Genomic DNA, 24611 nt, shown 5'->3' with positions numbered 1-24611 from the left:
CCCTTGAACAATTGCGTTTAAGGGGGCAAATTTATGTAAATAATTTACTTCACTAAATAATCAACCTGATCGGCTTCGCAAAGTCTAAAATAACCCAAAGCATAATCATTTGCATTATTCGTATTTAAAATGTTCCCTCTAATATTTCCCGGAGGAACAGAAAACGGATTTGAACTTGAGGCTTCCAAAATTAATTTCATGTAATTGAAAAAGTTTTTAGAAACACCTCTATGTGTAATTTTTACTGTATTTCCGGCTTTCATATCTTCATGAGAAAATCTCGTACTGATTGTATTTCCATTATAAAATTCATCATTTGTGTTTTCATATTCTGGAAAAATTAGAAATTCACTTTGATAATCAGTTAAATAAAAATTTACCTGATCAGCTGGATCTGTATAATAAAAAGTTAGCTCGATTACATCTTCTCCGCCAAAATCTGGAACAAGTGCTTGTTCCACTTTATTGATTGGAACTACAGAGGTTAATTTTTCTGTGGCTGTAAAGCTTTTTCCTTCAGCTTCAATAAACAGTTTGTAATCCATATCGATTACGGCAACAAAATTTGTGCATTTGTAAACGCCAGCTTCTGTTTCATTAAAAGTAAAAACATCTCCGTTGCTGTTTTCAACTCGTACTTGCGCACCCGAAACTTTTGGGGTTGTATTGTTGTAGTATGGGGCCGTTTTACTGATTTTTATGGTTTGTTCTTTACCGTCAGTTCCTTTCTTCCACATAATTTCGGCATCAATTACCAATCTTGTTTCGCCTGTTTCCAGATCAAGATTGACAACGTCTTCACAAGAGGTAAAAGAGAATGCTAAAAGAAGCGTTAATAAGGCTAATGCTTTATTCATAATTGTGTGCTTTTTTATTCTTTTCATAGCATTAAAATTTAAAATTATAAGAAACTCCAGGAACAATTCCGAAGATCGAAAGTCTTCTGGTTTCATTTGCTCCTGTATCATCATTTGTTGTAAAACTCATCGAAGCCGCATTTTTTCTGTTGTAGACATTATAAAGACTAAATACCCAATAGCTTTGCCATCCTTTCTTTTTGTCTGGTTTTGGTGTATAAGTTGCCGCAAGATCTAAGTGGTGAAACAGCGGCAATCTGTTTTCATTTCGCAAAGAATAATTCGGAACATGAATTCCTCCAAATTCATAATAACCATTTGCATACGTTACCGGCTGACCCGATTGCAAAGTGAAATTTCCATTAAAAGACCATTTCGGATTCAATTCGTAACTTCCAACAATACTCAAATTATGCAATTTGTCATAACCCGACAAATACCAATCGCCATTTGCAATTCCTGGTTCTTCAGTGGTTCTTCCTGGCGTTTTTTGTTCTGCTCTAGATAAAGTATAAGAAACCCATCCTGTAAAATTACCGGTGTTTTTTCTAAATAATAATTCCAAACCGTACGATCTTGCTTTTCCGTTTAGAATAACTTGTTCAATGTTGTTGTTAGCCAAAACATCAGCGCCGTCAATATAATCAATACGATTTTGAACATTTTTATAAAATAATTCGGTTTCTAAAGAGTAATCACCATCTCTGAAATTTTTAAAATAACCCATCGCATATTGATCCAAAAGCTGAGGTTTTGTAAAAGGTCCGCTTGGCGTCCAAATACTCATTGGTAACGGAGATTGCGTGTTTGATAAAATATGAATGTATTGTGCCATTCTGTTGTAACTCGCTTTTATAGAAGTATCATCGTTAAAAGCATATGATAAAGCAGCTCGCGGTTCAAAATTTCCAAAATTGCTGATGGTTTTTCCACTTCCGTATTTAATAGTTCCAGTTGGAATTCCTTCTTCATAAATTTTATAAAGCGGATTATAAACAACCGCCAGACCATTTTCATATGTACTGATTTCTTCAGATCCTAAACGGTAAAATGTACTGTAACGAAGTCCGTAACGGAAATTTAATTTTGCTGTAATTTGATTTTCAAAATCAATAAAAGCAGAAGCTTCTAGCGCATATTTTTTATCCAATTGTTTGTAATTGAATTGAGAATCTGTACTTGTCGGCTGGACAACGCCTGGATTGAAATTGTAATACAGTCCGTCAACTCCATAGTTGATTTTGAATTTTTCAGATTTTTGATAATTAAAAGCGTATTTTAAACCAGAGCTTTGAATGTTGCTATCCCATTCAAAATTTTCTGTAGAAAGTCCCAAATTGAACTTATAATCGCTGTAAAAAGCAGAAAGATTTGAATTTAAATGATCATTAAATTTATGTTTCCAGCTCAAAATTCCCATTGTGCTTCCGTAGGTACTCGAAAAACGTTCATTAATATCAAATAAATCATTTCCTAAATAACCAGAAAATGAAAGAGTATTATTAGCATTCAAACGAAAATTAAATTTAGCATTCAAATCATAAAACATGGCAGAGTTTTTATTGTCTGCCAGTTTCATGAACAAATGCGCATACGAAGCACGTCCGGAAAGGATGAACGAACTTTTCTCTTTCTGTATTGGTCCTTGAACCAAAAGGCGGCTCGAAATAATTCCGATTCCTCCATTTACTTTATATTCTTGAAAATCTCCAGTTTGCTGGGCTACATCTAAAACAGAAGAAACGCGTCCTCCGAATTTAGACGGAATTCCGCCTTTATATAAATCCAAACCATTTATGATATCTGCATTAAAAATGGAAAAGAATCCAAACATATGCGAATCTGCATAAACAGGCGCGCCATCTAACAGAATCAAATTCTGATCGGCAGCACCGCCTCGAACATTAAAACCAGAAGAAGCTTCTCCAGCATTGGTTACTCCAGGTAAAGTTAAAATCGACTTTAACGGATCTGGTTCTCCCATGGCAACAGGAATTTTTTTGATTTCCTGCATCGAAAGTCGGTTAACACTCATTTGAGTTGTTTTGATATCAACCGCTTTATTGTTCATTACAATAACTTCACCCAATTGCTGGCTATCCGATTCTATACTGAAATTCATCGTAACATCATCCGAAACGGTAATCTGTTTTTCTTGATTCTTAGAACCAACATAACTGATTGAAAGAGTGTAAGTGCCATTTGGAATTTCTAAGCTGTATTTTCCGTTGACGTCTGTTATAGTGCCAGCTTCTAACTCTTTAATAAAAATATTGGCGCCAATAACTGGTTGTCTTTCTTCATCAAAAATCTGTCCTTTTAGCCTGCTTTTTTTTTTAGTTGCTTTTTGAGATGGAGATTTCTGTTTCACAAAAATATTGTTGCCCACTATAGAAAATTGTACAGATGCAGTTTTGTTTAATTCCGCAATAAGCTTGTCTACTTCGATCTGCTTAAAAGTACTTTTTTTGGTGAAATATTTTTTGCTAGTATCGAATTGTTCTGTAAAGGCAAATTTATAATCAGATTGATCTTCGATCTGTTTGAAAAAATCTTTTAAAGTTACATTCTGATCTACAGTTACCGTGACCTTTTGTGCGGTCATGCCTAAACTGAGTAAAAAAAAGCATGCTGAAATTATATGCTTCATGAAATTTTGTATTTTTGAATTATTATTAAATGGAATAACCTCGTGTTATCCTGATTATGAGGAGGATGTGAAGTTTCGCGGCTTGCATCCTTTTTTCTTTTCTATTGAAAAGTAATCTGTTTTAAATCTTCATTGATTTCAAAATTTAGGTTATACATTTCTGATATTAATTGCACAATTGTTTTTAAATCTTCTTTTTTATTGATTCGAATGGTAATCTTTTGATTTGAATATTCTTGCGGAATCATCACGCTGTAGCCGTAATTTTCTTGAATATAATCGCTCACAGCGGTTAGCTTTTCGTTGTCAAAATCTACAAATCGGCTAAACTCTGTTAAAGAAGCTTTTTGATTTCCATAAGTAAATTTTTCACCAGGTTTTAAAATCCATTTTTGTTTTTGACCTTTTACATTCATTTGAACGCTTCCTTCAAAAAGTTCAACCGTTATTTCTTCATTTTCAGATTCTTTTACCGTAAAAGAAGTTCCTAAAACCGTAGTTGTAGTTTCATCACAAAAAACCTGAAAAGGATGTTGCTTGTCTTTTTTGACTTTAAAAAAAGCTTCACCATCAATTTCAATTTTTCTATTTAAAGCAAAATTTGCCCCGTAAGAAATTTTAGAGTTTGGACTCAATTCGACTTTTGAACTATCTGGTAAAGTCACATATTTTATTGCTGAAGAAGTATTTTCGATAATCGTTTCAGCAATAACATTGTTTTCGTTTAGAGAATTTCCATTAAAATAAATTCCTGTTCCAATAAGCACAAAAAGTAAAACCGAAGCTGCGGCATAATAATGCCAAGGTTTAGATTTGGTTTTCTTTTTGGCAAAAGTTGAGGTTTGAAATTGTTCCCAAGAAGCTTCTTTTTCATTTTCTGAATGTGAAGCTGGATTTTCATTCCATAATTTTTCAAATTCTTCGTCAAATTTTTCTTTATCCATTTTTTTTGGTTTTAAATGATTTGACAATGAAATCCTTGTTTGGTAAAAACACCATAAACCATTTCCTTGATCTCGCGATTGGTTTCGATTTTTAGAATGTTTTCACGGCCTTTTTTATCAAAATTGATGATACAGTCAGAAATGATGAACTGTAAGTGAGCCACCAATAAACTGGCTTCTTTTTTAGTTCTAACATTAGTTTTATACGCTTCAATATGCATTTTCTGTCCTTGTTTTTTATAGATAACAAACGAGAACAAAAAAGTTCCTAATGGTTTTCGATTTTTTTTCGAATAAATTTACTGGCAAGATAAATATGATTGGCAATGGTCTTTTCAGAAAGATCCGTAATTGCTGCAATCTCCTTATAGCTAAGGTTTTCCAGTTTGTGTAGTGTAAATATTTTTTGCTGTTGCTCAGGAAGCTGATGGATAAAACTGTGGAGTTTTTCTTTTCGCTCGTCAAAAATTGTAGAATCAGTTTCTTCCTGTAGTATATCAACTTGAGGATCAAGCTGAATTATTTTGTTTTCTCTGTTGATGTGATTGAGAATAATGTTTTTGCAGATTGTAAACAATTGTTTGTCTAGCAAAACGTCTTCGTGGAGTAATTCTCTTTTATTGTATAACCTAATGAAAGTCTCTTGAACAAAGTCTTCAGGTGTAAGTACAGAAGAATGAAATCGTCTGGCAATATTTATCAGTTTATCATAATAATTGAAGTAAACTTCTTTGAAAGCAGCTTCATTACCTTTTTTTAAACTTAAAATAAACTTTTTATTGTCCATATCGAAAATATCACAACTAGTTTTCACTAGTCAAAACTCATAGGATTCAATATTATTGTATTTAAAATCCTATTGAATTTTACTTCTGAATTTAATTTGTTGCAAAGAACCGTAATTTAATTCAAGATTTGACGCTGTTGCTGGAGAAATGTTACAATTTTGGAGTATGTTTTTTAGCGTTGTTGAAATGATTTTTAGATAACAAATGCAGCATAGTATTGGTGTTTCTTCAGTTTTTAGTCCAATAAAAAGATTTTTTTGCGTAAATTGTAAATAACAAAAATTAAATCTTATGACTTTAAAAAGACTTTTAATTCTGATTCTTATTCCTGTATTCATTTCCTGTAATAATAAGAAAGAACAAGAACTTAATCAAAGAGAAAATACTCTTTTGGAACGTGAAAAGAAATTTGCTGACAAAGAAGATGAATATGAAATGCTTCTAAAAATGAAAGATAGTCTGAAAACTGTTTTTATAGCAAAAGATTCGGTTCCTAAAGTACAAATGTGGCCAGATAGTCTTAAGATAAAATGGAATAGCAAAATGATCTGTCGAGAATCTAACTGCAGTAATTATGTTATTGGAGATCAACGAACTGAAGTATGGGATTTTGTTTCGGATTCTACTGGCGTATTTACCAATGTTTTGAGTAACAATAAGATCAAACGCGTATTTAGAGGGCAGTATCTTGGTACAAAAATAGTACTTGATTCTGCTAAAGAAAGTTCACTTAAAAATACCATCAAAATTAATGTAGTGCTGGATGACATTAAAAAAAATGTTATAAAAGGCACACAAACTATTATTAGCCAAGATAATTGCACAGCGAAATTTTCAGTTGAGCTTACACCATCTAAAAAATAATTTATGCAATTAAGTATACATCATATAAGTCTTCCTATAGAAGATCCGCTTTTAAAATTTCTTATTGAACTTATCATCATATTATGCATTCCGCTATTATTAAATAAGATTAAAGTTCCGCACTTACTGGGGCTTATTATCGCCGGAGCCGTTATCGGTCCTAATGGTTTTGGTGTTTTATCTAGAGATAGCAGCGTTGTGGTAACAGGTACGACAGGTTTGTTGTATATTATGTTTCTAGCTGGACTAGAGATTGATATGGCCGATTTTAAAAAGAACAAGTGGAAAAGTATTATTTTTTCGTTATATACCTTTGCAGTGCCCTTTTTACTTGGACTTATTGGAGGTTATTATATACTAGGTTTTTCATTTCTTACTTCCGTTTTGTTTGCAAGTCTTTTTTCATCGCATACTTTGATTGTCTATCCAATGATCAGCGGATTAGGAATTGCAAAAAATCTTTCGGTAAACATAACAGTCGGAGGAACAATGATTACAGACGTGCTTTCTCTACTTGTTTTGGCCGTTGTAGTTGGAATGTCACAAGGAGAAGTTGGAACTGCTTTTTGGTTGAAACTTTCCACTTCAATGATACTATTTACCTTAATTGTATTGTTAGTTTTTCCGATAATTGCACGATGGTTTTTTAAAAATGTAGAAGACAAAATTTCTCAATATCTTTTTGTGATTGTAATGATTTATCTGGCGGCACTTTTGGCAGAAATTGCTGGAATAGAATCTATTATTGGAGCATTTTTTGCTGGTTTGGCATTAAATAAATTAATTCCGCATACTTCATCATTAATGAATAGAGTTGAGTTTGTCGGAAACGCAATCTTTATTCCGTTCTTTCTGATAAGTGTTGGAATGCTGATTGATTTTAGTGCTTTTATACAAAGTTGGGAAACATTGTGGGTCGCTGCAATTATGCTAGTAGCATCAATTGGAGGAAAGTATGTGGCGGCTATGTTTACAAAGAAAACGTTTAAATTAACCAATGATGAAGGTCAGCTTATCTTTGGTATGAGTGCAGCATCTGCAGCTGCTACATTAGCTTCTGTTATGGTAGGTTATAATATTATAATTGGAGAAAATGATGCAGGAGAACCTATAAGACTTTTAAATGATCATGTGCTCAACGGCAGTATTCTTCTGATACTTATTTCCTGTACAATATCTTCTTTTGTCTCTATGGCAAGCGCGCAACGTATAGCAGAATCTGATAAAGATGATAAAGTTTCTGGAAAAAGTGAAGAAAAAGAAAATATACTTTTGGCATTAAACCATGAAGCTACTGTCGAGAAAATGGTTAATTTGGGGCTTATCGTTAAAACCTCCACTAATAAAGATCGGGTTTTTGGGGTCAATGTTATTAATGAGGAAGAAAATGAATCTTCGGTAAAAAATGCAGAAAAGATTTTAGGTCTGGCAGTAAAAGCCGCTTCGGCTGCAGATGTGAAACTGAATCCGATAACTCGTCATGATAATGATACAGCTAGCGGAATTAGTAATGTTATTAAAGAAAAGGAAATTACGGATTTAATTGTTGGTTTAGAAGGAGGAAAAGGATTTTCTGCCTCTTTTGGATATAATTTGTACAATGGTTATCTTAGAAATAAGACTATAAATCTGATGGTTTATCATGCTGTTCAGCCTGTTTCTACAATAAAAAATTATGTTGTGCTGGTCCCTGAAAATGCAGAAATGGATGCTGGTTTTTTTCATTCCATGTTAAGAATCTGGAATATTGGACGAAACTCAGGAGCGAAAATGAGTTTTTACGGAAAAGATAAAACCATGCAGATTTTAAAGAGAATTGTTAAAAAAGCAAATATAGAAGCAACGTTCAATGTGCTTGGTTCTTGGCAGGAAGCCCAAGAAGTTGCGTTTAATTTAGTAGAAGATGAAGGCTTGATTATCATGATGGCAGATAAAGGGATGCATTCTTACTTTTCGCAGATGCGTCATGTGCCAGATTTGCTCAATAACCGAGTTAGTACTAATAATTATATGCTAATTTATCCATTTTCTAAAACCGAAAAAAATCTTACAGAAAAAAGAGCGGTAAGTAGTCATGATGATTTTGTAGAAATAGGAAAGGTGATTCGTAATATTTTTAAATAACTTTAAAGTACAAAACCCTTATTATTTAGGGTTTTTGGTATGGTTATTAGTTTTATTTTAAAAATTCCAGCAATTGCATTCAAAAAAACTTTCGGAATCTTCAATTTTTCTTGTTTAAGAATCTAGTAAGAGACTAAAATGATTTTATTACACTTGCGAAAATAAATTGAATGTCGCAAACCTGACAGTCGAGTTTCTTATTTCTCTTGCTCTAAATTATCGGCAGCAGAAATCTGATCTAATATATTAGTTTGATTTGGAGAAATGTAGTTTTTATTTTCGATTGCATTTTCTTTCTTAAAAAGCAAATCTAAAGCATTGTATAGTTTTAATAAAACATCTTTATCTGCTTTTTCTATCTCTAAAGCAGTATTAAAGTTAAAAACATAATTGTTGGAATTTCTCACTTCCACTTTTATCGTTTTCGATGTGATTTTAAATTTCACTATATCCATACGTTGGTAAATTACTGAGTTGCAAAGATGCTAATTTAATAAAGTTCTTCACAAAATAAAGCGTTAATTTAAATAAAAAACCCTTAAACATTTCTGTTTAAGGGTTTTGCCTTTTGTAGCGAGGACGGGAGTTGAACCCGTGACCTCAGGGTTATGAATCCTGCGCTCTAACCAACTGAGCTACCTCGCCTGGACTGCTAGTAGGATTGTTTCCTGCATTGCGGGTGCAAAGATAGAAATAATATTAAAGCACACAAGAATATTTTGAAGAAAAAAAAATATTTTTAAAAACGCATTGTTTTTGGACATATATTCTTATATTTCGAAAAAATTAAAAGTAGCACATGGATTCAAAAATACGTTACGAAATCGAGTTTCCGATCAATTCTTCGCCGCAATTATTGTATCAATATATATCAACACCATCGGGTTTATCAGAATGGTTTGCCGACAATGTTAATTCAAGAGGTGAATTTTTTACATTCATTTGGAATGATTCACAAGAAAAAGCGCGTCTAGCTTCAAAAAAATCTGGAGAAAAAGTAAAATTCAAATGGGTTGATGACAGCAGTAAAGACACAGAATATTTTTTCGAATTGCATATTTTAGTTGATGAATTGACCAAAGATGTTTCTCTTATGGTAGTTGATTTTGCTGAGAAAGAAGAAATTGGCGAGGCTAAACAATTGTGGGAGAATCAGATTTCTGATCTAAAACATCTTATAGGTTCTGTTTAGTAAAAGTCTATTTTATACCTTATATTTGCCCTGAACAAAATTCAGGGTTTTTTTTATGATTAATTTTAACGGAAACATAGCGCAAGAAGATAATATACTAACTTTAAACCGCGCTTTTTTGTATGGTGACGGAGTATTCGAAACAGTAAAAATTGTCAACGGAAAGATCTTGTTTCTCGAAGATCATTATTTTAGATTGATGGCTTCGATGCGCGTTGTTAGAATGATGATTCCGATGAATTTTACAATGGAATATTTTGAAGAACAAATTCTAAACCTGGTTAATCAATTAAATATTGCTTCTTCAGCAAGAGCTAGAATAACCGTTTTTAGAAATGATGGTGGTTTGTATCTTCCTAAAAGTAATGAAATTTCGTTTTTAATAAATGCCATTTCTCTTGGAAATAAAGCTTACACAGTAAATACAAACGAATACGAAGTCGATTTGTATAAAGACTTCTATGTTACAAAACAATTATTGTCATCTCTTAAAACAACCAATAAGATGATTAATATAACAGGAAGTATTTTTGCAGATGAAAATGGTCTTGCCAATTGTATTTTGCTGAATGACAGTAAAAATGTAGTCGAAGCACTTCAAGGAAATGTTTTTATGCTTACAGGAAAAAAATTAATCACGCCTCCAGTTTCAGAAGGTGCTTTGAACGGAATAATGCGTAAGCAAATTTTAGCATTGGCTAAAAAAGTAGAAGGTATAGAAGTGTTAGAAGAAATAATTTCGCCATTTGATCTTCAAAAAGCAGACGAATTATTTCTGACTAATGTAATCACAGGGATACAGCCGATAACTAAATATCGAAAAAAAGATTTTACAACGAATCTTGCTCATTTATTGGTGCAGAAACTTAACGAATCCATTTCTGAAAATTAATTCAGATATGGATTTTCTGGTGCATTCGACCAAATTAGATAATCACCGCCAAGCTCAATAATCTGCTCCTTCCAAAAGTGAGTAGTAGATTTTCCGATAATTTTATTTTTATAATTATTATCAGCAATGATCCAAGAGTTTCCCTGCATTTCATTTTCAAGCTGATTTTCATCCCAGCCAGTATAACCTAAGAAAAAGCGAATGTTATTTTTGCTAATAGCTCCGCTGTTAATTAGATCTTTTGTGGACTCAAAATCACCTCCCCAATAAATTCCATTCGAAATCTCAACACTGTTTGGAATTAAGTCTGGAATATTGTGAATAAAATAAAGGTTGTCTTGCTCTACAGGGCCTCCGTTGTATATCTTAAAATTGGCTTCAATTTCAGGTATTAAGTCATTAATAGTATATTTTAATGGCTTGTTAATGATAAAACCAATTGATCCTTCTTTGTTATGGTCTGCTAATAAAATTACCGATCTGTTAAATGATAAATCTCCAATTATTGAAGGCTCGGCAATAAGCAGGTGTCCTTTTTTTAATTTTTCTGAAATCATACGGTTACAATTTTTATTAAATTTAATCATAAAAAAATTAAAATCACAAAAAAAATCGTTAAACCGCATAAAAAAACCTTCCATAAGGAAGGTTTTAATTATATTATAAGTTTAGAGAACTTTCTTACTTAGTTCACTGCACCTTCTAATTCAGCTCCAGCTTTGAATTTTACAACGTTTTTAGCTGCGATCTTAATAGTTTTTCCTGTTTGTGGGTTTCTACCATCTCTAGCCGCTCTTGAAGAAACTGACCAAGATCCAAATCCTACTAATGAAACTCTTCCACCTTTTTTCAAAGTAGTACCTACATTACCTAAAAATGACTCTAAAGCTAATTTCGCCGCAGCTTTTGTAATTCCTGCATCAGCAGCGATAGCATCGATTAATTCTGATTTGTTCATAATAATTAGTTATTAATTGTTGGTTAAAAAAAATTGTTAATACACAAATTTAGTAGGAAATCCGTTGCGTGCAAGTGTTTTCTTTAATTTTAGCAAAAATTGTTAATAACTTGCTTTTTTTGTTCATAAAGAGTGCTATTCATCGATTAAAGCTATGTGCAAACCCCTGTTTTACTGACTTTAATACACTTTTGCCGCTTCGGAAAAGTTAACTCCATTTAATATTTCTGAAGCTAACATTCTCTTTTTTCCTGGAAATTGTAGACTTAATAACTGAATAAACCCGTCTTTTATTGCAATTTTAATTTCTTTTTTACTGCTAATCAGTTTTCCAGTCTCGTAAGAGTGTGATTCTGAGACTAGTTTTGCTTCGTAAATTTTGATGTTTAATTCTTCATTTTGATCTTTCAGATAACACCAAGATGCAGGATACGGACTTAAACCTCGAATCTGATTGTTGATTTCTGCTCCAGATTTTGTCCAGTCGATTTTGCAGTTTTCTTTGTTTAGTTTATAAGCTGTTTTAATATCGTCGTTATCTTCCTGAATGGTTGTTTTAACATTTCCATTTTCAATAACTTTTAAAGTTTCAATAACAGTTGAGCTTCCTAAATGCATTAAACGATCATGCAATTGGCCAGCAGTTTCTTCCGGTTCTATTGCGATTTCAGAATTTAAAATCATAGCGCCGGTATCAATTTTATCATCTATAAAGAAAGTAGTAACTCCGGTTTTAGTTTCTCCGTTAATAATTGCCCAGTTTATTGGCGCTGCACCTCTGTAATTTGGTAATAATGAAGCGTGAAGATTGAAGGTTCCTAGACTTGGCATTTCCCAAACTACTTTTGGCAACATTCTAAACGCCACTACGATTTGTAAATTGGCATTCAAAGCTTTTAATTCTGCTAAAAAACTTTCATCTTTTAAATTGGTTGGCTGTAATAAAGTTAGGTTGTTTGCCAATGCATATTCTTTTACAGCCGAATATTTTATTTTTTGTCCGCGTCCTGCTGGTTTGTCTGCTGCAGTAATTACGCCGACAACTTCATAGTTGTTTTTAATAATGGTGTCCAAAATGCCAACGGCAAATTCTGGCGTTCCCATAAATATAATTCTCAATTTCTCCATTATGATTTTAAAGTGTATTTATTATTTGCTTGTATGATAATATGGTTGTTTTCGAGCAATTCCTGAAGAACCGAAATAATGTCTTTTGCATCCATTTTTATTTGGTTTTCAATTTCTCTAGAAGTTAACGAAGCAGTTTTGAGTAAAGATAAAATCTTGTCTGCAATCGAATCGGCTTCGGTTATTTTTCCTTTTTGCGTAATGCAATACGAACAAATACCACAGTTTTCTTTGGTTTCTTCTCCAAAATAGTCCAAAACCAATCTGTTTTTGCAAGATTTAGTGTCTTTTATATAATGCAAAACAGATAAAAGCTGTTCTTTTTTGACTAGATTTTGTTTTTCTAAATATTTCGAAACTCTATTTATCGTAAGGTCATCTTCTCGGATTTCATTAAATAATATAGTTGCGTCGTTGTTTTTAGACTTATATTCTATAATGTCTTTTTCTTTCAGTTTTTCTAAAAGCGCTAGAATTTGCTCTTCCGTACGATTTGATTTTTTGGCAATTAGGCCTAGATTTAAATTGGCTTTTACTTCGTGTACGCCAGGATAAGTTCTTAAAATCGCCAAAATAATTTCTTCATCATTCGGATTCAAACTCACATATCGAATGACTTCTTTAGATTCCAGAAGAAACTGAATGTTGATTTTTTCTGAGAATTCTTGAGACATTGTAATAATTCCCTGCTGGCTTAAAAACTGCAAAGCATTATATGTTTTTAGAGTCGGAAAGTCATATTTATTGCAAAAATGATTCATCTTAAAAGAAAAAGATTCATCCAAACCTTCTCCGTAAGCAATCTGAAAATAATTGCACAATTTATTGTAAACTGTTTTCAAGAATTTTTTGTCAGGAAGAATATTCAAAAATTGTTCTTCGGTCTGAATGGCATCTGAATTATTATAAAGTAGAACTGAAAAAGCTTTAGCACCATTTCGTCCTGCTCTTCCAGATTCCTGATAATAATTTTCTAAATTTTCCGGAAGCTGTGTATGTATAACCGTTTTTACGTTGTCTTTGTCAATTCCCATTCCGAAAGCATTTGTCGCTACAATAACTTGCGCTTGTTCCGACATCCACAACTCCATGTTTTTATCTTTTTCTTTTGCCGAAAGACCTCCATGATAATAGGTTGCTGAAAAACCTAACGATTGTAATTGCGAAGAAATGTTAAAACACGATTTGCGATTTCGTACATATATAATAGAAGGTTGGGGATTCTTTTTAAGAATTTGTTCTGTGCGGTATAATTTGTCTTCGACTTCAAAAACCATGTAAGCGATATTTTTTCGCTCAAACGACTGCTGAAAATGATTCGGATTTTTTAATTCTAATTGTGTTCTAATATCTTCAATAACTCTCGGAGTTGCTGTCGCGGTCAAAGCTAAAAACGGAATTTTAGGAAAGAATTTTTTTAATTCTGAAATTTTAAGATACGCAGGTCTAAAATCATGACCCCATTGCGAAACACAATGCGCTTCATCAACAGCAATTAAATTAATAGGTAGATTTTTGATGCGCTCCAAAATCCAGTCCGATTGTAATCTTTCTGGCGAAAGATATAAGAATTTGTAATTGCCATATTGACAATTGTCCAAAAGATCAATCAATTCTTCGGTATGAATTCCGCCTGTAAGCGCTATTGCTTTGATATCTCTTTTCTGCAAATTCATTACCTGATCTTTCATCAAAGCAATCAAAGGCGAAATTACGAGGCAAATTCCTTCCTGCATCATAGCGGGGACCTGAAAACAAACTGATTTTCCGCCACCCGTCGGAAGTACGGCAAAAGTATCGCGTCCTTCAAGGACCGAATCGATAATTTCTTTTTGCAAAGGTCTAAAACTGTCGTGTTTCCAGTATTTTAGAAGGATATCCTGCGCTCCAAGCATTGCGTTAGTTTTAAAGTTAAAAATTTAGAAAACAGTTCCTAGTTTTGCAACTTTAAAACTTCTCGCTAAATTTTGTCTAAGATATAAAGAATTCTGTTTTCAACCGTATCTTTTGGAACCTCAATCAGTTCGTAACCGTAATTTTTGTACGTTTCAATAAGATGTTCCTGAATTTTAACTGCCTGCTCAAAATTTTCATAGCGTTCTGCATCACTCTGGTAAATTTCTTCCCAAGGTGGCAAAATAAAAGTTTTGGTGTATTTATAGTCTTCACAAGCCTTTGTGAAATTTTCCGGATATTCATCGCCAATATAATCCATATACGCCACAACGTCTGGAATTCCTCGGTCAATAAAAACTACATTATCAGGTTCGTTAAGAGCGTTTTTATACTGTTCAATACGGCCTTCCAATAGCATTTGGCTAAACAAAAGAGGCTGTTCCAGAAACAACTGCTCAATGCCTTGTTCTTGCGCTTTCATGGTAACCTGTCTAGAAATTTCAGGATAGCAGCAAAAGCCACGAGCTACCAATTCGTTAATAAGTGTCGATTTTCCAGTACCAGGTCCGCCAAGCAAGACTATAATTTCTTTTTGCACTATTCTAAAAATAAAGCGCAAATTTACCTAAACTTATTTATAATTAAAAAGAATATTTACTAGAAGCGAAAGATTTGGCATTTTTTGCAGTCATGTCCCGAGACTTCGGGACTGCTGTCCGCTGCAATCTTTTGCTTTTTAAAGGAAAAAGCAAAAGGATTTCCGCTTCCATCAGGGCTAGAGGAGAGGCATGGTTTTGTTTTTGGAATTATTTTTGGAAATTTAATCGTCAAAAGAAGAAAGTCCCAGCGGGACGAAATATTTATAGAAAAACAATGAACGTTATAAAAAAGAAGCTCCAGCGGAGCGACATATTTTAAATGATTTATATGCCGCTCCGCTGGAGCTTTTGATTGGTGTGAAATTGAATTTTGATGTAAATATTTTGCTCCTGTGGAGCATTTTAAAACGTATCTAAAATATTATTCTTTATTCATAAGCCTTTTGGTTTCATTATTATATAAATCTTTCGCTTTTGAAATTTCTTTTGAATTTATAAAATCATCTACACTAACATAAATAAATTTACTGTTATTTAGTTTTTCATTTTTTTTATCAGCTTCTTCTATGCTTCCAACACCTTCTACTAGAAAGAGGAATATTCCATCACGATAATTTTTTTGAGCCATTTCAATTAAACGATTATAGATGACTTCATTGATTTCTTTATAAGAAATATTTCGAAAACACTTTTTTATCGAACATAATTCTTCGGTTGAAAAAAAAAGGAAATTGTGGAATTCGTTCTATTTTAGTTAAATCATTTCTGCAAAAATTATAATATTTACTTTGAGGAGTTTCATCTAATTTCTGACTAAAGACAGTATTTACAGTTAGTATAATGATTAGTAATGTTCTAAGCATATTTTTAAAATTTATTCGCAAAATAAATATCCTCCAGAACCTTTCCCTTTTTTAGGAGGCTGAATCAAATGCGATTCAAACTTTTTTTCTTTCAAAACATCATTCACAAAATCTAAAACATATTGTTGTCCTTCGTGAAAAAGATAGCCAGAGAATTCATGTCCGCCGCCGCAAAAAGTAATCAATTCAATATCTTTATGTAAATCTTTCATTTGATTGTAAACTGCATAAGAACCAAAAAGAATCAGCCAGCCAGAAGCATTTGTTGGGCAAGAACGATGCGAACCTGCAGCGTACGGAACCGTATCATCATTACTTCCGTGCGCCAACAACATCGGAATTGCTTTTTCTTTAGTAATCAAATTAATATCCTGAATCGCTCCCGAACCTCCAATAAAACCTTTGTATTTGAAATTTTCTGGAAGATTGCTTTTGTATAAATTCATCAATTTATAATCCCAAAAAGAAGCATGAAAACCAATTTCTGCACCAGCACTAATTCCAGAAATGAAGATTTTTGAAGTGTCTAAGTTATATTTATCAGCATTCTCAATTAAGAAAGCCGTTGCCTGCCACATATCGCTCACGCCAATTTGGATCGCTTTTATTTTTTCGGTTAAAGTTCCTTTACAGCCAAAATCTTTTCCTTTCATGTATAAACTGTACGAAATACTCGCAACCGCATAACCATTTTGAGACATAAATTTTCCGAAATCTTTTTCACTTGTACGTTCTCCACCAGAAAATCCTCCACCGAAAGCGAACATAATCAACGGAATTTTTTCGCCTGCTTTTTTCTTTGGCAGATATAAATCTAAATCCAGTTTTAAAGTGTCATTTTGGAAATAAGTTAGGGTTTTAACTTCCTGCGCTTGAACTGAATTTAGTGTAAGAACGATAAAAAGTAAAAGGAGTTTTTTCATTGTAGTATTTTTTTAATCTCGCAAATGCGCTAAGACGCAAAGTTTTTTCGCAATATTGTCATTTCGACGAAGGAGAAATCACAATAGAAGCTCGACAAAGTATGGTTTTCAAGTTTGGTCGAATCCCGCGTGTGATTTCTCCTTCGTCGAAATGACAAAAATTATGTTTTATAATTTCAATAAAATAAAACTTTGCACTCTGCGACTTTGCGAGAGATTTCAGCAGATTATTTTCTCAAATATAAGCGAAAAAGTACAATGAAATAATCTTCTAAAGCTTTTTTCTCTGCACCTTTGTAACTTTGTAACTTTGAACCTTTTTTCGAAGAGAAAATATAAAAAATCTAAAATCAAAAACCGTATATTTGCGTTTATTTTTAATTACGAATGGAGAACGATAAAGAAAAAAATACCGCCGAATTTTACGAAAGATTAAAAGTAGAGCTTGACAACGCAAACACTTGGCCAGCAGAATATTTATATAAATTCATTGTGCCTTCTGTAGCCGATAATGTGGAACGTGTCGAAAAAGCTTTTGATCGAATGGGAGCGGTTATTAAAACAACAAAATCTAAAACAGGTAAATTTACCAGTGTTTCTGTAGACGTTACGATGCACAGCTCAGACGATGTGATTAGTAAATACAAAGAAGTTTCTACAATAGAAGGTATAGTTTCATTATAACTTATGATCGAAAAATATAAAAGAGAAGCCGCAAGCGACGTAGTTTTTAATTTAGAATATAATTCTGAAAGACAACGTTTGATTATTCCAGAGTATGGTCGTCATTTACAAAAATTGATTGATCAGGCAACTTCAATAGAAGATGATGAAACGCGCAACAAAGCGGCGAAATATATCATTCAGGTTATGGGAAGCTTGAATCCGCATTTGCGTGATGTGCCAGATTTTCAGCATAAACTTTGGGATCAGCTTTTTATTATGTCTGATTTTAAATTGAATGTAGAATCACCTTATCCGATTCCTTCAAGAGAAGTTTTGGAGTTAAAACCAGATGTGTTGCAGTATCCGCAGAACTTTCCAAAATACAGATTTTATGGTAACAACATCAAATATATGATTGATGTTGCTAATAAATGGGAAGAGGGCGAAATGAAAACAGCTTTGGTGATGGTTATTGCCAATCATATGAAAAAATCTTTCTTAAGCTGGAACAAAGACACCGTAAAAGACGATGTTATTTTTGAACATTTATATGAATTGTCTGGAGGAAAGATTAATTTATTGCAAAGCACAGAAGAACTTTTAAATACGACAGATTTGATGCGTACCAATAAACGCATGTCTAACAAAACAGCTTCTGGAGTGCCGCCAAAAAACCAGAATAACAACAAAAACATTAAAGGGGGTCAACAAAAAAAGACATTTCAAAAAAACAATAATCAAAAATAAAAAAAGGTACTAAGATGCTAAGGAACTAAGATACTAAGAATTTTACCTTAGAACCTCAGAATCTCAGAACCTTAGAACCTAAACAAGATCTATGGGAATTTTTAAAATCGAAGGAGGAACTCCTTTAAAAGGAGAAATCACTCCGCAAGGAGCAAAAAACGAGGCATTACAAATTTTATGTGCCGTGCTTCTAACGGGGGATAAAGTAAAAATTAATAATATTCCCGATATTATTGACATCAACAAATTAATCACTTTGTTGGGTAATTTAGGTGTTAAAATTCAACGTAACGAGCCAGGTTCGATTACTTTTCAAGCTGATGAAGTTAATGTTGGATATTTAGAAACAGAAGCTTTTAAAAAAGAAGGCGGGGCGCTTCGTGGTTCTATTATGATTGTTGGACCGCTTTTAGCTCGTTTCGGAAAAGGATATATTCCAAAACCAGGAGGAGATAAAATTGGTCGTCGCAGATTAGATACACACTTTGAAGGTTTTATTAACCTTGGAGCAAAATTTAGATACAATAGAGAAGATCATTTTTATGGAGTAGAATCTCCAGAAGAAGGATTGCAAGGGACAGATATGCTTTTAGACGAAGCTTCTGTAACGGGAACAGCAAACATTGTAATGGCTGCAGTTTTAGCAAAAGGACAAACAACAGTTTACAACGCTGCATGTGAGCCTTACTTACAACAGTTATGCAAAATGTTGAACTCTATGGGGGCAAAAATCACTGGAGTTGGTTCTAACTTATTGACTATCGAAGGTGTTGAAAGTCTTGGAGGTTGTGAGCACAGAATTCTTCCTGATATGATTGAAATTGGTTCTTGGATTGGTCTTGCGGCTATGACAAAGAGTGAAATTACAATTAAAAATGTTAGCTGGGAAAACCTAGGTTTGATTCCAAATACTTTTAGAAAATTAGGTATTACAATTGAAAAACGTAACGACGATATTTACATTCCGGCTCACAAAGACGGATATGAAGTAAAAACTGATATCGACGGTTCTATTTTAACAATTGCCGATGCACCTTGGCCAGGATTTACACCTGACTTATTAAGTATTGTTTTGGTTGTAGCAACTCAAGCAAAAGGAGATGTTTTAATTCACCAAAAAATGTTCGAAAGCCGTTTATTCTTCGTGGATAAGCTAATTGATATGGGGGCAAAAATTATGCTATGTGATCCGCACAGAGCTGTGGTTATGGGACATAATTTCGAATCTCAATTAAAAGCTACTACAATGTCTTCTCCTGATATTCGTGCGGGAATTTCATTGTTGATTGCGGCGCTTTCTGCAAAAGGAACAAGTACAATCCAAAATATCGAGCAAATCGATCGTGGATATGAGCGTATCGACGAGCGTTTAAGAGCAATCGGAGCAAAAATCGTGAGAGCTTAAATAAGAGTTAGCCACGAATTTCACAAATTACACTAATTTTTAATTTTTGAAATTCAATTACACAAATTAACTTTTTAATTAGTGTAATAAAAGACAATGTTAGTCTTCGTGTAATTTGTGTAATTCGGGGCGAAAAACAATAGTCTAAATGACAAACGAACAAAAAGCTGTAAAAGCTACTATTTTTAGTATAATAGGAAATACCTGCCTGGCCCTTATAAAAGGTCTCGCAGGTTTTTTTGGCAATTCATATGCCTTGATTGCAGATGCGATAGAATCGACCACGGATATATTTTCGTCATGTCTGGTTTTATTCGGAATTAAATATTCTAATAAACCTGCCGATGAAAATCATCCTTATGGTCACGGACGTGCAGAACCTTTAATTACTTTTTTAGTTGTCGGATTTTTAATTACTTCGGCAACCATTATAGGATACGAAAGTATTGCTAACATTGGAACTTCGCATGATTTGCCAAAATCTTGGACTTTGTATGTTTTAGGCGCGATTATTATTTGGAAAGAATATTCTTTTCGATTGGTAATGAAAAGAAGCAAACAAACTAACAGTTCATCTCTGGCTGCTGATGCTTGGCATCATAGAAGTGATGCTATAACTTCTGTGGCTGCTTTTATCGGAATTTCGATAGCCTTGATTATGGGGAAAGGTTACGAATCTGCAGATGATTGGGCTGCCCTTTTTGCCGCATTTTTTATTTTATATAATAGTTATAAAATTTTCAGACCTGCGCTTGGCGAAATTATGGACGAAAATCTAAACGATGATTTAGTAGAAGAAATTCGTGTTGTTTCCTTAAAAGTCCCTGGAATTTTGGGAACCGAAAAATGTTTTATCCGAAAAGCGGGAATGCGTTATCATGTAGATTTACACGCGATTGTTTCGGCAAAAATTTCGGTAAAAGAAGGTCATGATTTATCTCATAAATTGCAAGATACTTTAAAAGAACAAATTCCACAGTTAGGAAATGTTTTGATACACATTGAGCCAGATGATTATCATTGTTAGAGTTTCTAAGATGCTAAGATTCTAAGATTTTTCTATTTAGGATTAAAGCTAATTTTTGTCAGGCTGAGCGAAGCCTAAGCCCGCAAAGATTTTCAAACTAAAATAAAAAAAACGCTTACAAGCAATCTGCGTGTAAGCGGTTTTTTCTTCTATTTTATAAATTTTTTTAATGTTCAAAAGATGGAAAAACCTTAGAATCTTAGCATCTCAGAACCTTAGCACCTTAATCCAACACATTCAAAATCTTCAATCCAAATACAACGCCATTTTGCTGTATTCCGCCTTGATAAGAATGTACATAATCAACTCGGAATAATTTAAATTTCCCGAAACCTAAATTGTCCAAACCAACGGTAAATTCAGAATACGGTTTTCGATCTGGAATTGCTAAAGCGTGAAAACCAATGTTCATAGTCGATTTTAAAAGGTTTAACAACGGAATTTTATTCATAATAAAACCCGTATCGTTGTATTCAGAATGCAATTCGAAATAACTGTCGTTGGTGCTGTTCGCGTAATAAGGCATTAAATTAAAAACATTTAAATAACGATCGCTTGTTCCGATATGAGTTTGGTTTCCGTTAAAATGTCTGTAATCGATAAACGAAATATTTTTTGCATTAAAGAATTTTCCGGCTCTGAAATTAGTGCCTAGAACACCTTTATTATTTAAAGACAAATCGTATTGTACCGAAGCGCCGATTCTTTCAAATTCATATTTCTTTTCGCTTGCCGCGAAAGCTTTTTCGAACGCTAAATAAATGGTTGGATATTTATCGTTTTTGAAATTATATCTTCCGTCTGGTCTAGAAATATATTTATTGCCAAAGTTTATTCTCGTTGTTATAAGTGCTTTGAATACATGATGCTGATTGAACGCCGGAGTGGTAAAATCATCTGGTGCTAAAGGGTTATTTGAAGAATAAAGATCATCTCTTTTAAAGAAAGAATAATCGGTAGTGTTAAATAATGGTTTTCGTTGTTCGTAACCAATTCTTCCTGTTAGATTTACGCCGTTCGCAATATCTTGCCCATAGTTAATTTGAGCAAACTCTAAATTATAAAGCTTCATATAATTGTCTTTAAAAAATAAAGAACTAATTGAGTTTACAAATTTGGTAATGGGTTCTGCATTGTTAAATTGCGCTGTTTTCGTTCCTCCAGAAGCCCAAATTGTTGCATAATTGACATTATTAAAACGATGACTGAATTCGCCAGTTACACGAAATCGTTCATCAGAAAATCCATAATTGAAAGTTGTGCTTGCAGAAGTGCTTTTTCCATTCTCTTCGTTCCATTTTTTAAATGAAAAGCCAGAATCTAGATTAAATCCCTGGACAGTATTGAAACTTAATGAAGAGATATTCAGCAACCCTTTATAATCAATAGAATATTTTTCGAAAGTGTTTTTGTAATCATAACCCATTAAAATATCCCAAATCTTAAACTTATTGTTTTTAGCGTCTATCGAATCGGTATATTTTCTTGACTTTCTAATGGTTTGAAGACTATCTTTTTTAGCGTAATCATTGCTTTCCTCGAGAGTTAAAGGAATAGGGCGGATTTCATTCCAAAAAGCATCGTCTTTTTTATTGGCATTTGGTTCAAAAGCAACAATTTCGTTTCCAAAAGTTTTCTTTTCAAAAGAATCAGGAAATTCATAATTAGTATAAACATAATTGAAGTTTCCAGAAAATTTTATTCCAAATAAGCCAGCATTAAACGAAAGTGTCTGTGCATTTTTAGACCAGATTTTGTTTTTGGCATTGTAACTAAAACTTTGTTTTAAGCTCATTGTTTCCGTAAATTCATTTTTCATTCTATACCCTTTTATGTCTAAGTCTACGGCATAGATTGCAAAACTATCGTCTACAATATAAATATAACCTTCAAAAACAGGTTCTTTATCGCGTCGCGGAATTACTTTAATTTTATTAATCTGCTGATTATTGTCATCGTAAAAAGTGCTTTCCAATTTATATTTGTAATAATTGAAAGCATTGTCGGCAATGGGAGAAATCATTTTTACATCAAAATCCAAGTTATTATCATAGAAATCGTAAGTAGATAAAGCTGCGGTATTATAGCTATAGCCTCGATTATTTCCAGAAATTTTTGAAGCAATGATTTTCTCTTTTAATTTGAAAGGTTTTTCGAAAGTAACTTTCGAAATCGTTTCAGACAAATATAAAATTCCTGTTCCAGTGGAGTCTAAATTGGAAGCCATGTCTGGACCTAGATCTACTTTTTGCCCGAGAATTTTTTTAGGAAGATCTTTTACCTTAAACATTCCTTTCGAATAAAAATCTGCCGTATAACGCGCTGTTTTGTCGGAGTTTTCTTTTTTGTTTGCAATTGCACTTCTAATAATAGCATTCGCAGGATTGTTTTTAGGATCAATAACGACTTCATTTAATGCAAAACTTTCTTCTTGAAGTTTTACATCTAAAATCACTGTTTTCGAACCAGAATTAATGGTTAATTTTTGAGTTTTAAAACCTAGATATTGAAAAACGATTTTATTTTTTCCAATCTCTTTTACATTTAGCTGGTATTTTCCTTGTTCGTTTGAAGTTGTTCCCGTATAGGTATTCTCTTCAAAAACAGAAACAAAAGGAAGGGGATTTCCTTTTTCGTCGGTTATCGTCCCTTTAATTTGGGCAAAATTGGAAATTGAAAAAATTAAAAAGGCAACTAGCGTAAAGTTTTTCATGTAAGTGGTTTTCTCTTACAAAAATAAAATAACTTAAAAGCGAGCCTATTAATAATTTGTTAAATTACAAAATGTTGTTTGTCGGGCTAAATGGAGTTGATGTCCATGAAAGTAATAAGCTATCAGACTTCGTTAAAGTCGACAATTTTTACAAAAAAGATTGAATGGCCAGTTCGTAGCTTTGAAGGCCGAAACCTAAAATAACGCCTTTTGCATTTCCAGACAAATAAGACTGATGTCTAAAGCTTTCGCGTGCGTAAGTATTGGAAATATGAACTTCGATTACTGGAGTTGTAACCGCTTTCATGGCATCTCCTAAACCAATTGAAGTATGAGTGTAGGCGCCGGCATTCAAAATAATTCCGTCAAAAGTAAAACCAACTTCCTGAATTTTACCAATCAATTCGCCTTCAATATTACTTTGATAATAAGAAAGTTCAACTTGCGGAAATTTCGCTTTCAACGTTTCAAAATAATCTTCAAAAGTTTGGCTTCCGTAAACTTCTGGTTCACGTTTTCCTAAAAGATTCAAATTGGGTCCGTTGATGATGCAAATTTTCATATTTATATTTTATTTTGAAATAGTGACATTGCAATTGATTTTTGCAATTGTCATTGAATGTTGTAAAAATAAAAAAACCGCGCTAATAATTAGAGCGGTTTTTATAAAAGTATGTGATATATTTTTTAGAACATGAATCCAGCAGAAATCTGGAATACTGAGTTTTTAACGTCAGCATTTTTAGAAGCTTCCGTTAATCCTATGCCATATCTTCCTTGTAAAAAGATGCTTTCAGTAAGTTTTACTCCTAATCCAGCATTTAGGCCAAATTCAAAAGTTTCGCCATTTTTTACATCAAAGTCATTTCTCTCACTTACAAGGAAAGATGCTTGTGGACCAGCTTCGATGCTAAAAGTGTTATTTAAATAAAATTTAGCCATTACAGGAATTGAGATATATCCCAATTCGTTTTTAATATCTTCACTTACATCGTTAAATTTATATGACGCTCCTACGGTAGAATATAAAAGCTCAGGTTGGATGGAAAATTTATCTAATAATTTTACTTCTGCAACTAAACCTGCATGGTAGCTAGTAATTCCGTCCTTGTTAATTTGATCTGGAAAATCTCCTGTTTGACTTGCAAAGTTAACTCCGGCTTTAACTCCGATTTTCAATAATTGCGCTTGTACTGCTGCTGATGTTGCAATGAACAAAACAGCTGCTAAAAGTATTTTTTTCATAAATAGGTTTTTTAAAATTTGGTATTTTAAATGTTATCTAAAGTTCAAAACTACATATTTAGCATTTTATTGCATTATATTTTCGATTAAATAATTACTAAAATTCCCACTCAAATGTGAAATTTAATGT

At 32.9% G+C, this 24611-nt stretch carries 24 protein-coding genes and 1 tRNA gene; 8 read left to right on the top strand and 17 right to left on the bottom strand.

Features of this window, described 5'->3' with window-relative positions:
* Positions 1-44: 44 nt before the first annotated feature.
* From LL966_RS19340 to LL966_RS19320, 5 genes are all read right to left on the bottom strand, one after another.
* Positions 45-884 carry a DUF4249 domain-containing protein gene (locus LL966_RS19340; RefSeq protein WP_229355485.1) on the bottom strand — a complete coding sequence of 280 codons (840 nt, stop codon included), beginning with the start codon at positions 882-884 and terminating at the stop codon, positions 45-47.
* A 4-nt stretch (positions 885-888) separates the two neighbouring features.
* On the bottom strand, positions 889-3507 hold the full coding sequence (locus tag LL966_RS19335; protein WP_344758350.1) for a TonB-dependent receptor: 2619 nt from the start codon (positions 3505-3507) through the stop codon (positions 889-891).
* A 101-nt stretch (positions 3508-3608) separates the two neighbouring features.
* A complete protein-coding gene (locus LL966_RS19330) occupies positions 3609-4451 on the bottom strand; it encodes a FecR family protein (RefSeq protein ID WP_229355483.1) in 843 nt (280 codons plus the stop codon).
* An 11-nt stretch (positions 4452-4462) separates the two neighbouring features.
* Complete coding sequence (locus LL966_RS19325; protein ID WP_223709135.1) at positions 4463-4672, bottom strand: hypothetical protein; 210 nt, start codon at positions 4670-4672, stop codon at positions 4463-4465.
* Positions 4673-4719: 47 nt separating this feature from the next.
* Positions 4720-5238, bottom strand: a complete 519-nt coding sequence (locus LL966_RS19320) for an RNA polymerase sigma factor (protein WP_229355481.1) — start codon at positions 5236-5238, stop codon at positions 4720-4722.
* Between the two features lie 292 nt (positions 5239-5530).
* On the opposite strand from LL966_RS19320, the gene LL966_RS19315 reads away from it, so the two are divergent.
* Together LL966_RS19315 and LL966_RS19310 are read left to right on the top strand one after the other, a co-directional pair.
* Complete coding sequence (locus LL966_RS19315) at positions 5531-6103, top strand: hypothetical protein (RefSeq protein ID WP_229355480.1); 573 nt, start codon at positions 5531-5533, stop codon at positions 6101-6103.
* Positions 6104-6106: 3 nt separating this feature from the next.
* Positions 6107-8227, top strand: a complete 2121-nt coding sequence (locus LL966_RS19310) for a cation:proton antiporter (protein ID WP_229355478.1) — start codon at positions 6107-6109, stop codon at positions 8225-8227.
* A gap of 197 nt (positions 8228-8424) precedes the next feature.
* Here LL966_RS19310 and LL966_RS19305 read toward each other — a convergent pair whose 3' ends face one another.
* Positions 8425-8682, bottom strand: coding sequence for a hypothetical protein (locus tag LL966_RS19305; protein ID WP_229355477.1), 258 nt, complete (start codon positions 8680-8682; stop codon positions 8425-8427).
* Between the two features lie 116 nt (positions 8683-8798).
* Positions 8799-8872 (bottom strand) — tRNA-Met (locus LL966_RS19300).
* A gap of 154 nt (positions 8873-9026) precedes the next feature.
* Here LL966_RS19300 and LL966_RS19295 point away from each other — a divergent pair.
* Both LL966_RS19295 and LL966_RS19290 read left to right on the top strand, forming a co-directional pair.
* Positions 9027-9419 carry an START-like domain-containing protein gene (locus tag LL966_RS19295; protein ID WP_184167403.1) on the top strand — a complete coding sequence of 131 codons (393 nt, stop codon included), beginning with the start codon at positions 9027-9029 and terminating at the stop codon, positions 9417-9419.
* A 55-nt stretch (positions 9420-9474) separates the two neighbouring features.
* Positions 9475-10311 (top strand): aminotransferase class IV, encoded by an 837-nt coding sequence (locus LL966_RS19290; RefSeq protein ID WP_229355476.1) that lies wholly within the window; start codon positions 9475-9477, stop codon positions 10309-10311.
* Here LL966_RS19290 and LL966_RS19285 read toward each other — a convergent pair.
* The 7 genes from LL966_RS19285 to LL966_RS19255 form a co-directional block, all read right to left on the bottom strand.
* The gene (locus tag LL966_RS19285) at positions 10308-10868 is read right to left on the bottom strand and encodes a YqgE/AlgH family protein (RefSeq protein WP_184167397.1); all 561 of its coding nucleotides are present in this window, start codon (positions 10866-10868) and stop codon (positions 10308-10310) included. The two genes, LL966_RS19290 and LL966_RS19285, sit on opposite strands and share 4 nt — an antisense overlap.
* 128 nt (positions 10869-10996) lie before the next feature.
* A complete protein-coding gene (locus tag LL966_RS19280) occupies positions 10997-11269 on the bottom strand; it encodes an HU family DNA-binding protein (protein WP_008464760.1) in 273 nt (90 codons plus the stop codon).
* Between the two features lie 180 nt (positions 11270-11449).
* The gene (fmt, locus tag LL966_RS19275; RefSeq protein ID WP_229355475.1) at positions 11450-12397 is read right to left on the bottom strand and encodes a methionyl-tRNA formyltransferase; all 948 of its coding nucleotides are present in this window, start codon (positions 12395-12397) and stop codon (positions 11450-11452) included.
* The gene (locus tag LL966_RS19270) at positions 12397-14292 is read right to left on the bottom strand and encodes a RecQ family ATP-dependent DNA helicase (RefSeq protein ID WP_229355474.1); all 1896 of its coding nucleotides are present in this window, start codon (positions 14290-14292) and stop codon (positions 12397-12399) included. Before LL966_RS19270 ends, fmt begins: the two co-directional genes overlap by 1 nt.
* Positions 14293-14357: 65 nt before the next feature.
* Positions 14358-14891 carry an AAA family ATPase gene (locus tag LL966_RS19265; RefSeq protein WP_229355473.1) on the bottom strand — a complete coding sequence of 178 codons (534 nt, stop codon included), beginning with the start codon at positions 14889-14891 and terminating at the stop codon, positions 14358-14360.
* Between the two features lie 422 nt (positions 14892-15313).
* Positions 15314-15520, bottom strand: coding sequence for a hypothetical protein (locus LL966_RS19260; protein WP_229355472.1), 207 nt, complete (start codon positions 15518-15520; stop codon positions 15314-15316).
* Between the two features lie 246 nt (positions 15521-15766).
* Positions 15767-16678: an alpha/beta hydrolase family protein gene (locus LL966_RS19255; RefSeq protein WP_229355471.1), complete on the bottom strand. Its 912-nt coding sequence runs from the start codon at positions 16676-16678 to the stop codon at positions 15767-15769.
* A 387-nt stretch (positions 16679-17065) separates the two neighbouring features.
* Between LL966_RS19255 and LL966_RS19250 the strand changes: the two genes are divergently transcribed.
* The 4 genes from LL966_RS19250 (at position 17066) to LL966_RS19235 (ending at position 20523) form a co-directional block, all read left to right on the top strand.
* A complete protein-coding gene (locus LL966_RS19250; protein WP_066033683.1) occupies positions 17066-17362 on the top strand; it encodes a DUF493 family protein in 297 nt (98 codons plus the stop codon).
* A gap of 3 nt (positions 17363-17365) precedes the next feature.
* On the top strand, positions 17366-18091 hold the full coding sequence (locus tag LL966_RS19245; RefSeq protein WP_229355470.1) for a DUF4290 domain-containing protein: 726 nt from the start codon (positions 17366-17368) through the stop codon (positions 18089-18091).
* Between the two features lie 91 nt (positions 18092-18182).
* Positions 18183-19496, top strand: coding sequence for a UDP-N-acetylglucosamine 1-carboxyvinyltransferase (gene murA, locus LL966_RS19240; RefSeq protein ID WP_229355468.1), 1314 nt, complete (start codon positions 18183-18185; stop codon positions 19494-19496).
* A 148-nt stretch (positions 19497-19644) separates the two neighbouring features.
* Positions 19645-20523 carry a cation diffusion facilitator family transporter gene (locus tag LL966_RS19235; RefSeq protein ID WP_229355467.1) on the top strand — a complete coding sequence of 293 codons (879 nt, stop codon included), beginning with the start codon at positions 19645-19647 and terminating at the stop codon, positions 20521-20523.
* A gap of 223 nt (positions 20524-20746) precedes the next feature.
* Here LL966_RS19235 and LL966_RS19230 read toward each other — a convergent pair whose 3' ends face one another.
* From LL966_RS19230 to LL966_RS19220, 3 genes are all read right to left on the bottom strand, one after another.
* On the bottom strand, positions 20747-23236 hold the full coding sequence (locus LL966_RS19230; protein ID WP_229355466.1) for a DUF5686 and carboxypeptidase regulatory-like domain-containing protein: 2490 nt from the start codon (positions 23234-23236) through the stop codon (positions 20747-20749).
* A gap of 148 nt (positions 23237-23384) precedes the next feature.
* A complete protein-coding gene (gene aroQ, locus LL966_RS19225; RefSeq protein ID WP_229355465.1) occupies positions 23385-23798 on the bottom strand; it encodes a type II 3-dehydroquinate dehydratase in 414 nt (137 codons plus the stop codon).
* Between the two features lie 125 nt (positions 23799-23923).
* The gene (locus tag LL966_RS19220; protein ID WP_229355463.1) at positions 23924-24481 is read right to left on the bottom strand and encodes a porin family protein; all 558 of its coding nucleotides are present in this window, start codon (positions 24479-24481) and stop codon (positions 23924-23926) included.
* Positions 24482-24611 lie beyond the last annotated feature (130 nt).

This window comes from Flavobacterium chungbukense (assembly GCF_020805785.1).
Lineage (GTDB): Bacteria > Bacteroidota > Bacteroidia > Flavobacteriales > Flavobacteriaceae > Flavobacterium > Flavobacterium chungbukense.
Note: the sequence above shows the minus strand (reverse complement) of the source record. Positions and strands in the feature narration are given on the sequence as shown.

Bases quoted from the DNA above. Each gene is read 5' to 3' on its own strand.
- LL966_RS19340 (WP_229355485.1), bottom strand. From the start codon at position 884: ATGAAAAGAATAAAAAAGCACACAATTATGAATAAAGCATTAGCCTTA.
- LL966_RS19335 (WP_344758350.1), bottom strand. From the start codon at position 3,507: ATGAAGCATATAATTTCAGCATGCTTTTTTTTACTCAGTTTAGGCATG.
- LL966_RS19330 (WP_229355483.1), bottom strand. From the start codon at position 4,451: ATGGATAAAGAAAAATTTGACGAAGAATTTGAAAAATTATGGAATGAA.
- LL966_RS19325 (WP_223709135.1), bottom strand. From the start codon at position 4,672: ATGCATATTGAAGCGTATAAAACTAATGTTAGAACTAAAAAAGAAGCC.
- LL966_RS19320 (WP_229355481.1), bottom strand. From the start codon at position 5,238: ATGGACAATAAAAAGTTTATTTTAAGTTTAAAAAAAGGTAATGAAGCT.
- LL966_RS19315 (WP_229355480.1), top strand. From the start codon at position 5,531: ATGACTTTAAAAAGACTTTTAATTCTGATTCTTATTCCTGTATTCATT.
- LL966_RS19310 (WP_229355478.1), top strand. From the start codon at position 6,107: ATGCAATTAAGTATACATCATATAAGTCTTCCTATAGAAGATCCGCTT.
- LL966_RS19305 (WP_229355477.1), bottom strand. From the start codon at position 8,682: ATGGATATAGTGAAATTTAAAATCACATCGAAAACGATAAAAGTGGAA.
- LL966_RS19295 (WP_184167403.1), top strand. From the start codon at position 9,027: ATGGATTCAAAAATACGTTACGAAATCGAGTTTCCGATCAATTCTTCG.
- LL966_RS19290 (WP_229355476.1), top strand. From the start codon at position 9,475: ATGATTAATTTTAACGGAAACATAGCGCAAGAAGATAATATACTAACT.
- LL966_RS19285 (WP_184167397.1), bottom strand. From the start codon at position 10,868: ATGATTTCAGAAAAATTAAAAAAAGGACACCTGCTTATTGCCGAGCCT.
- LL966_RS19280 (WP_008464760.1), bottom strand. From the start codon at position 11,269: ATGAACAAATCAGAATTAATCGATGCTATCGCTGCTGATGCAGGAATT.
- fmt (WP_229355475.1), bottom strand. From the start codon at position 12,397: ATGGAGAAATTGAGAATTATATTTATGGGAACGCCAGAATTTGCCGTT.
- LL966_RS19270 (WP_229355474.1), bottom strand. From the start codon at position 14,292: ATGCTTGGAGCGCAGGATATCCTTCTAAAATACTGGAAACACGACAGT.
- LL966_RS19260 (WP_229355472.1), bottom strand. From the start codon at position 15,520: ATGGCTCAAAAAAATTATCGTGATGGAATATTCCTCTTTCTAGTAGAA.
- LL966_RS19255 (WP_229355471.1), bottom strand. From the start codon at position 16,678: ATGAAAAAACTCCTTTTACTTTTTATCGTTCTTACACTAAATTCAGTT.
- LL966_RS19250 (WP_066033683.1), top strand. From the start codon at position 17,066: ATGGAGAACGATAAAGAAAAAAATACCGCCGAATTTTACGAAAGATTA.
- LL966_RS19245 (WP_229355470.1), top strand. From the start codon at position 17,366: ATGATCGAAAAATATAAAAGAGAAGCCGCAAGCGACGTAGTTTTTAAT.
- murA (WP_229355468.1), top strand. From the start codon at position 18,183: ATGGGAATTTTTAAAATCGAAGGAGGAACTCCTTTAAAAGGAGAAATC.
- LL966_RS19235 (WP_229355467.1), top strand. From the start codon at position 19,645: ATGACAAACGAACAAAAAGCTGTAAAAGCTACTATTTTTAGTATAATA.
- LL966_RS19230 (WP_229355466.1), bottom strand. From the start codon at position 23,236: ATGAAAAACTTTACGCTAGTTGCCTTTTTAATTTTTTCAATTTCCAAT.
- aroQ (WP_229355465.1), bottom strand. From the start codon at position 23,798: ATGAAAATTTGCATCATCAACGGACCCAATTTGAATCTTTTAGGAAAA.
- LL966_RS19220 (WP_229355463.1), bottom strand. From the start codon at position 24,481: ATGAAAAAAATACTTTTAGCAGCTGTTTTGTTCATTGCAACATCAGCA.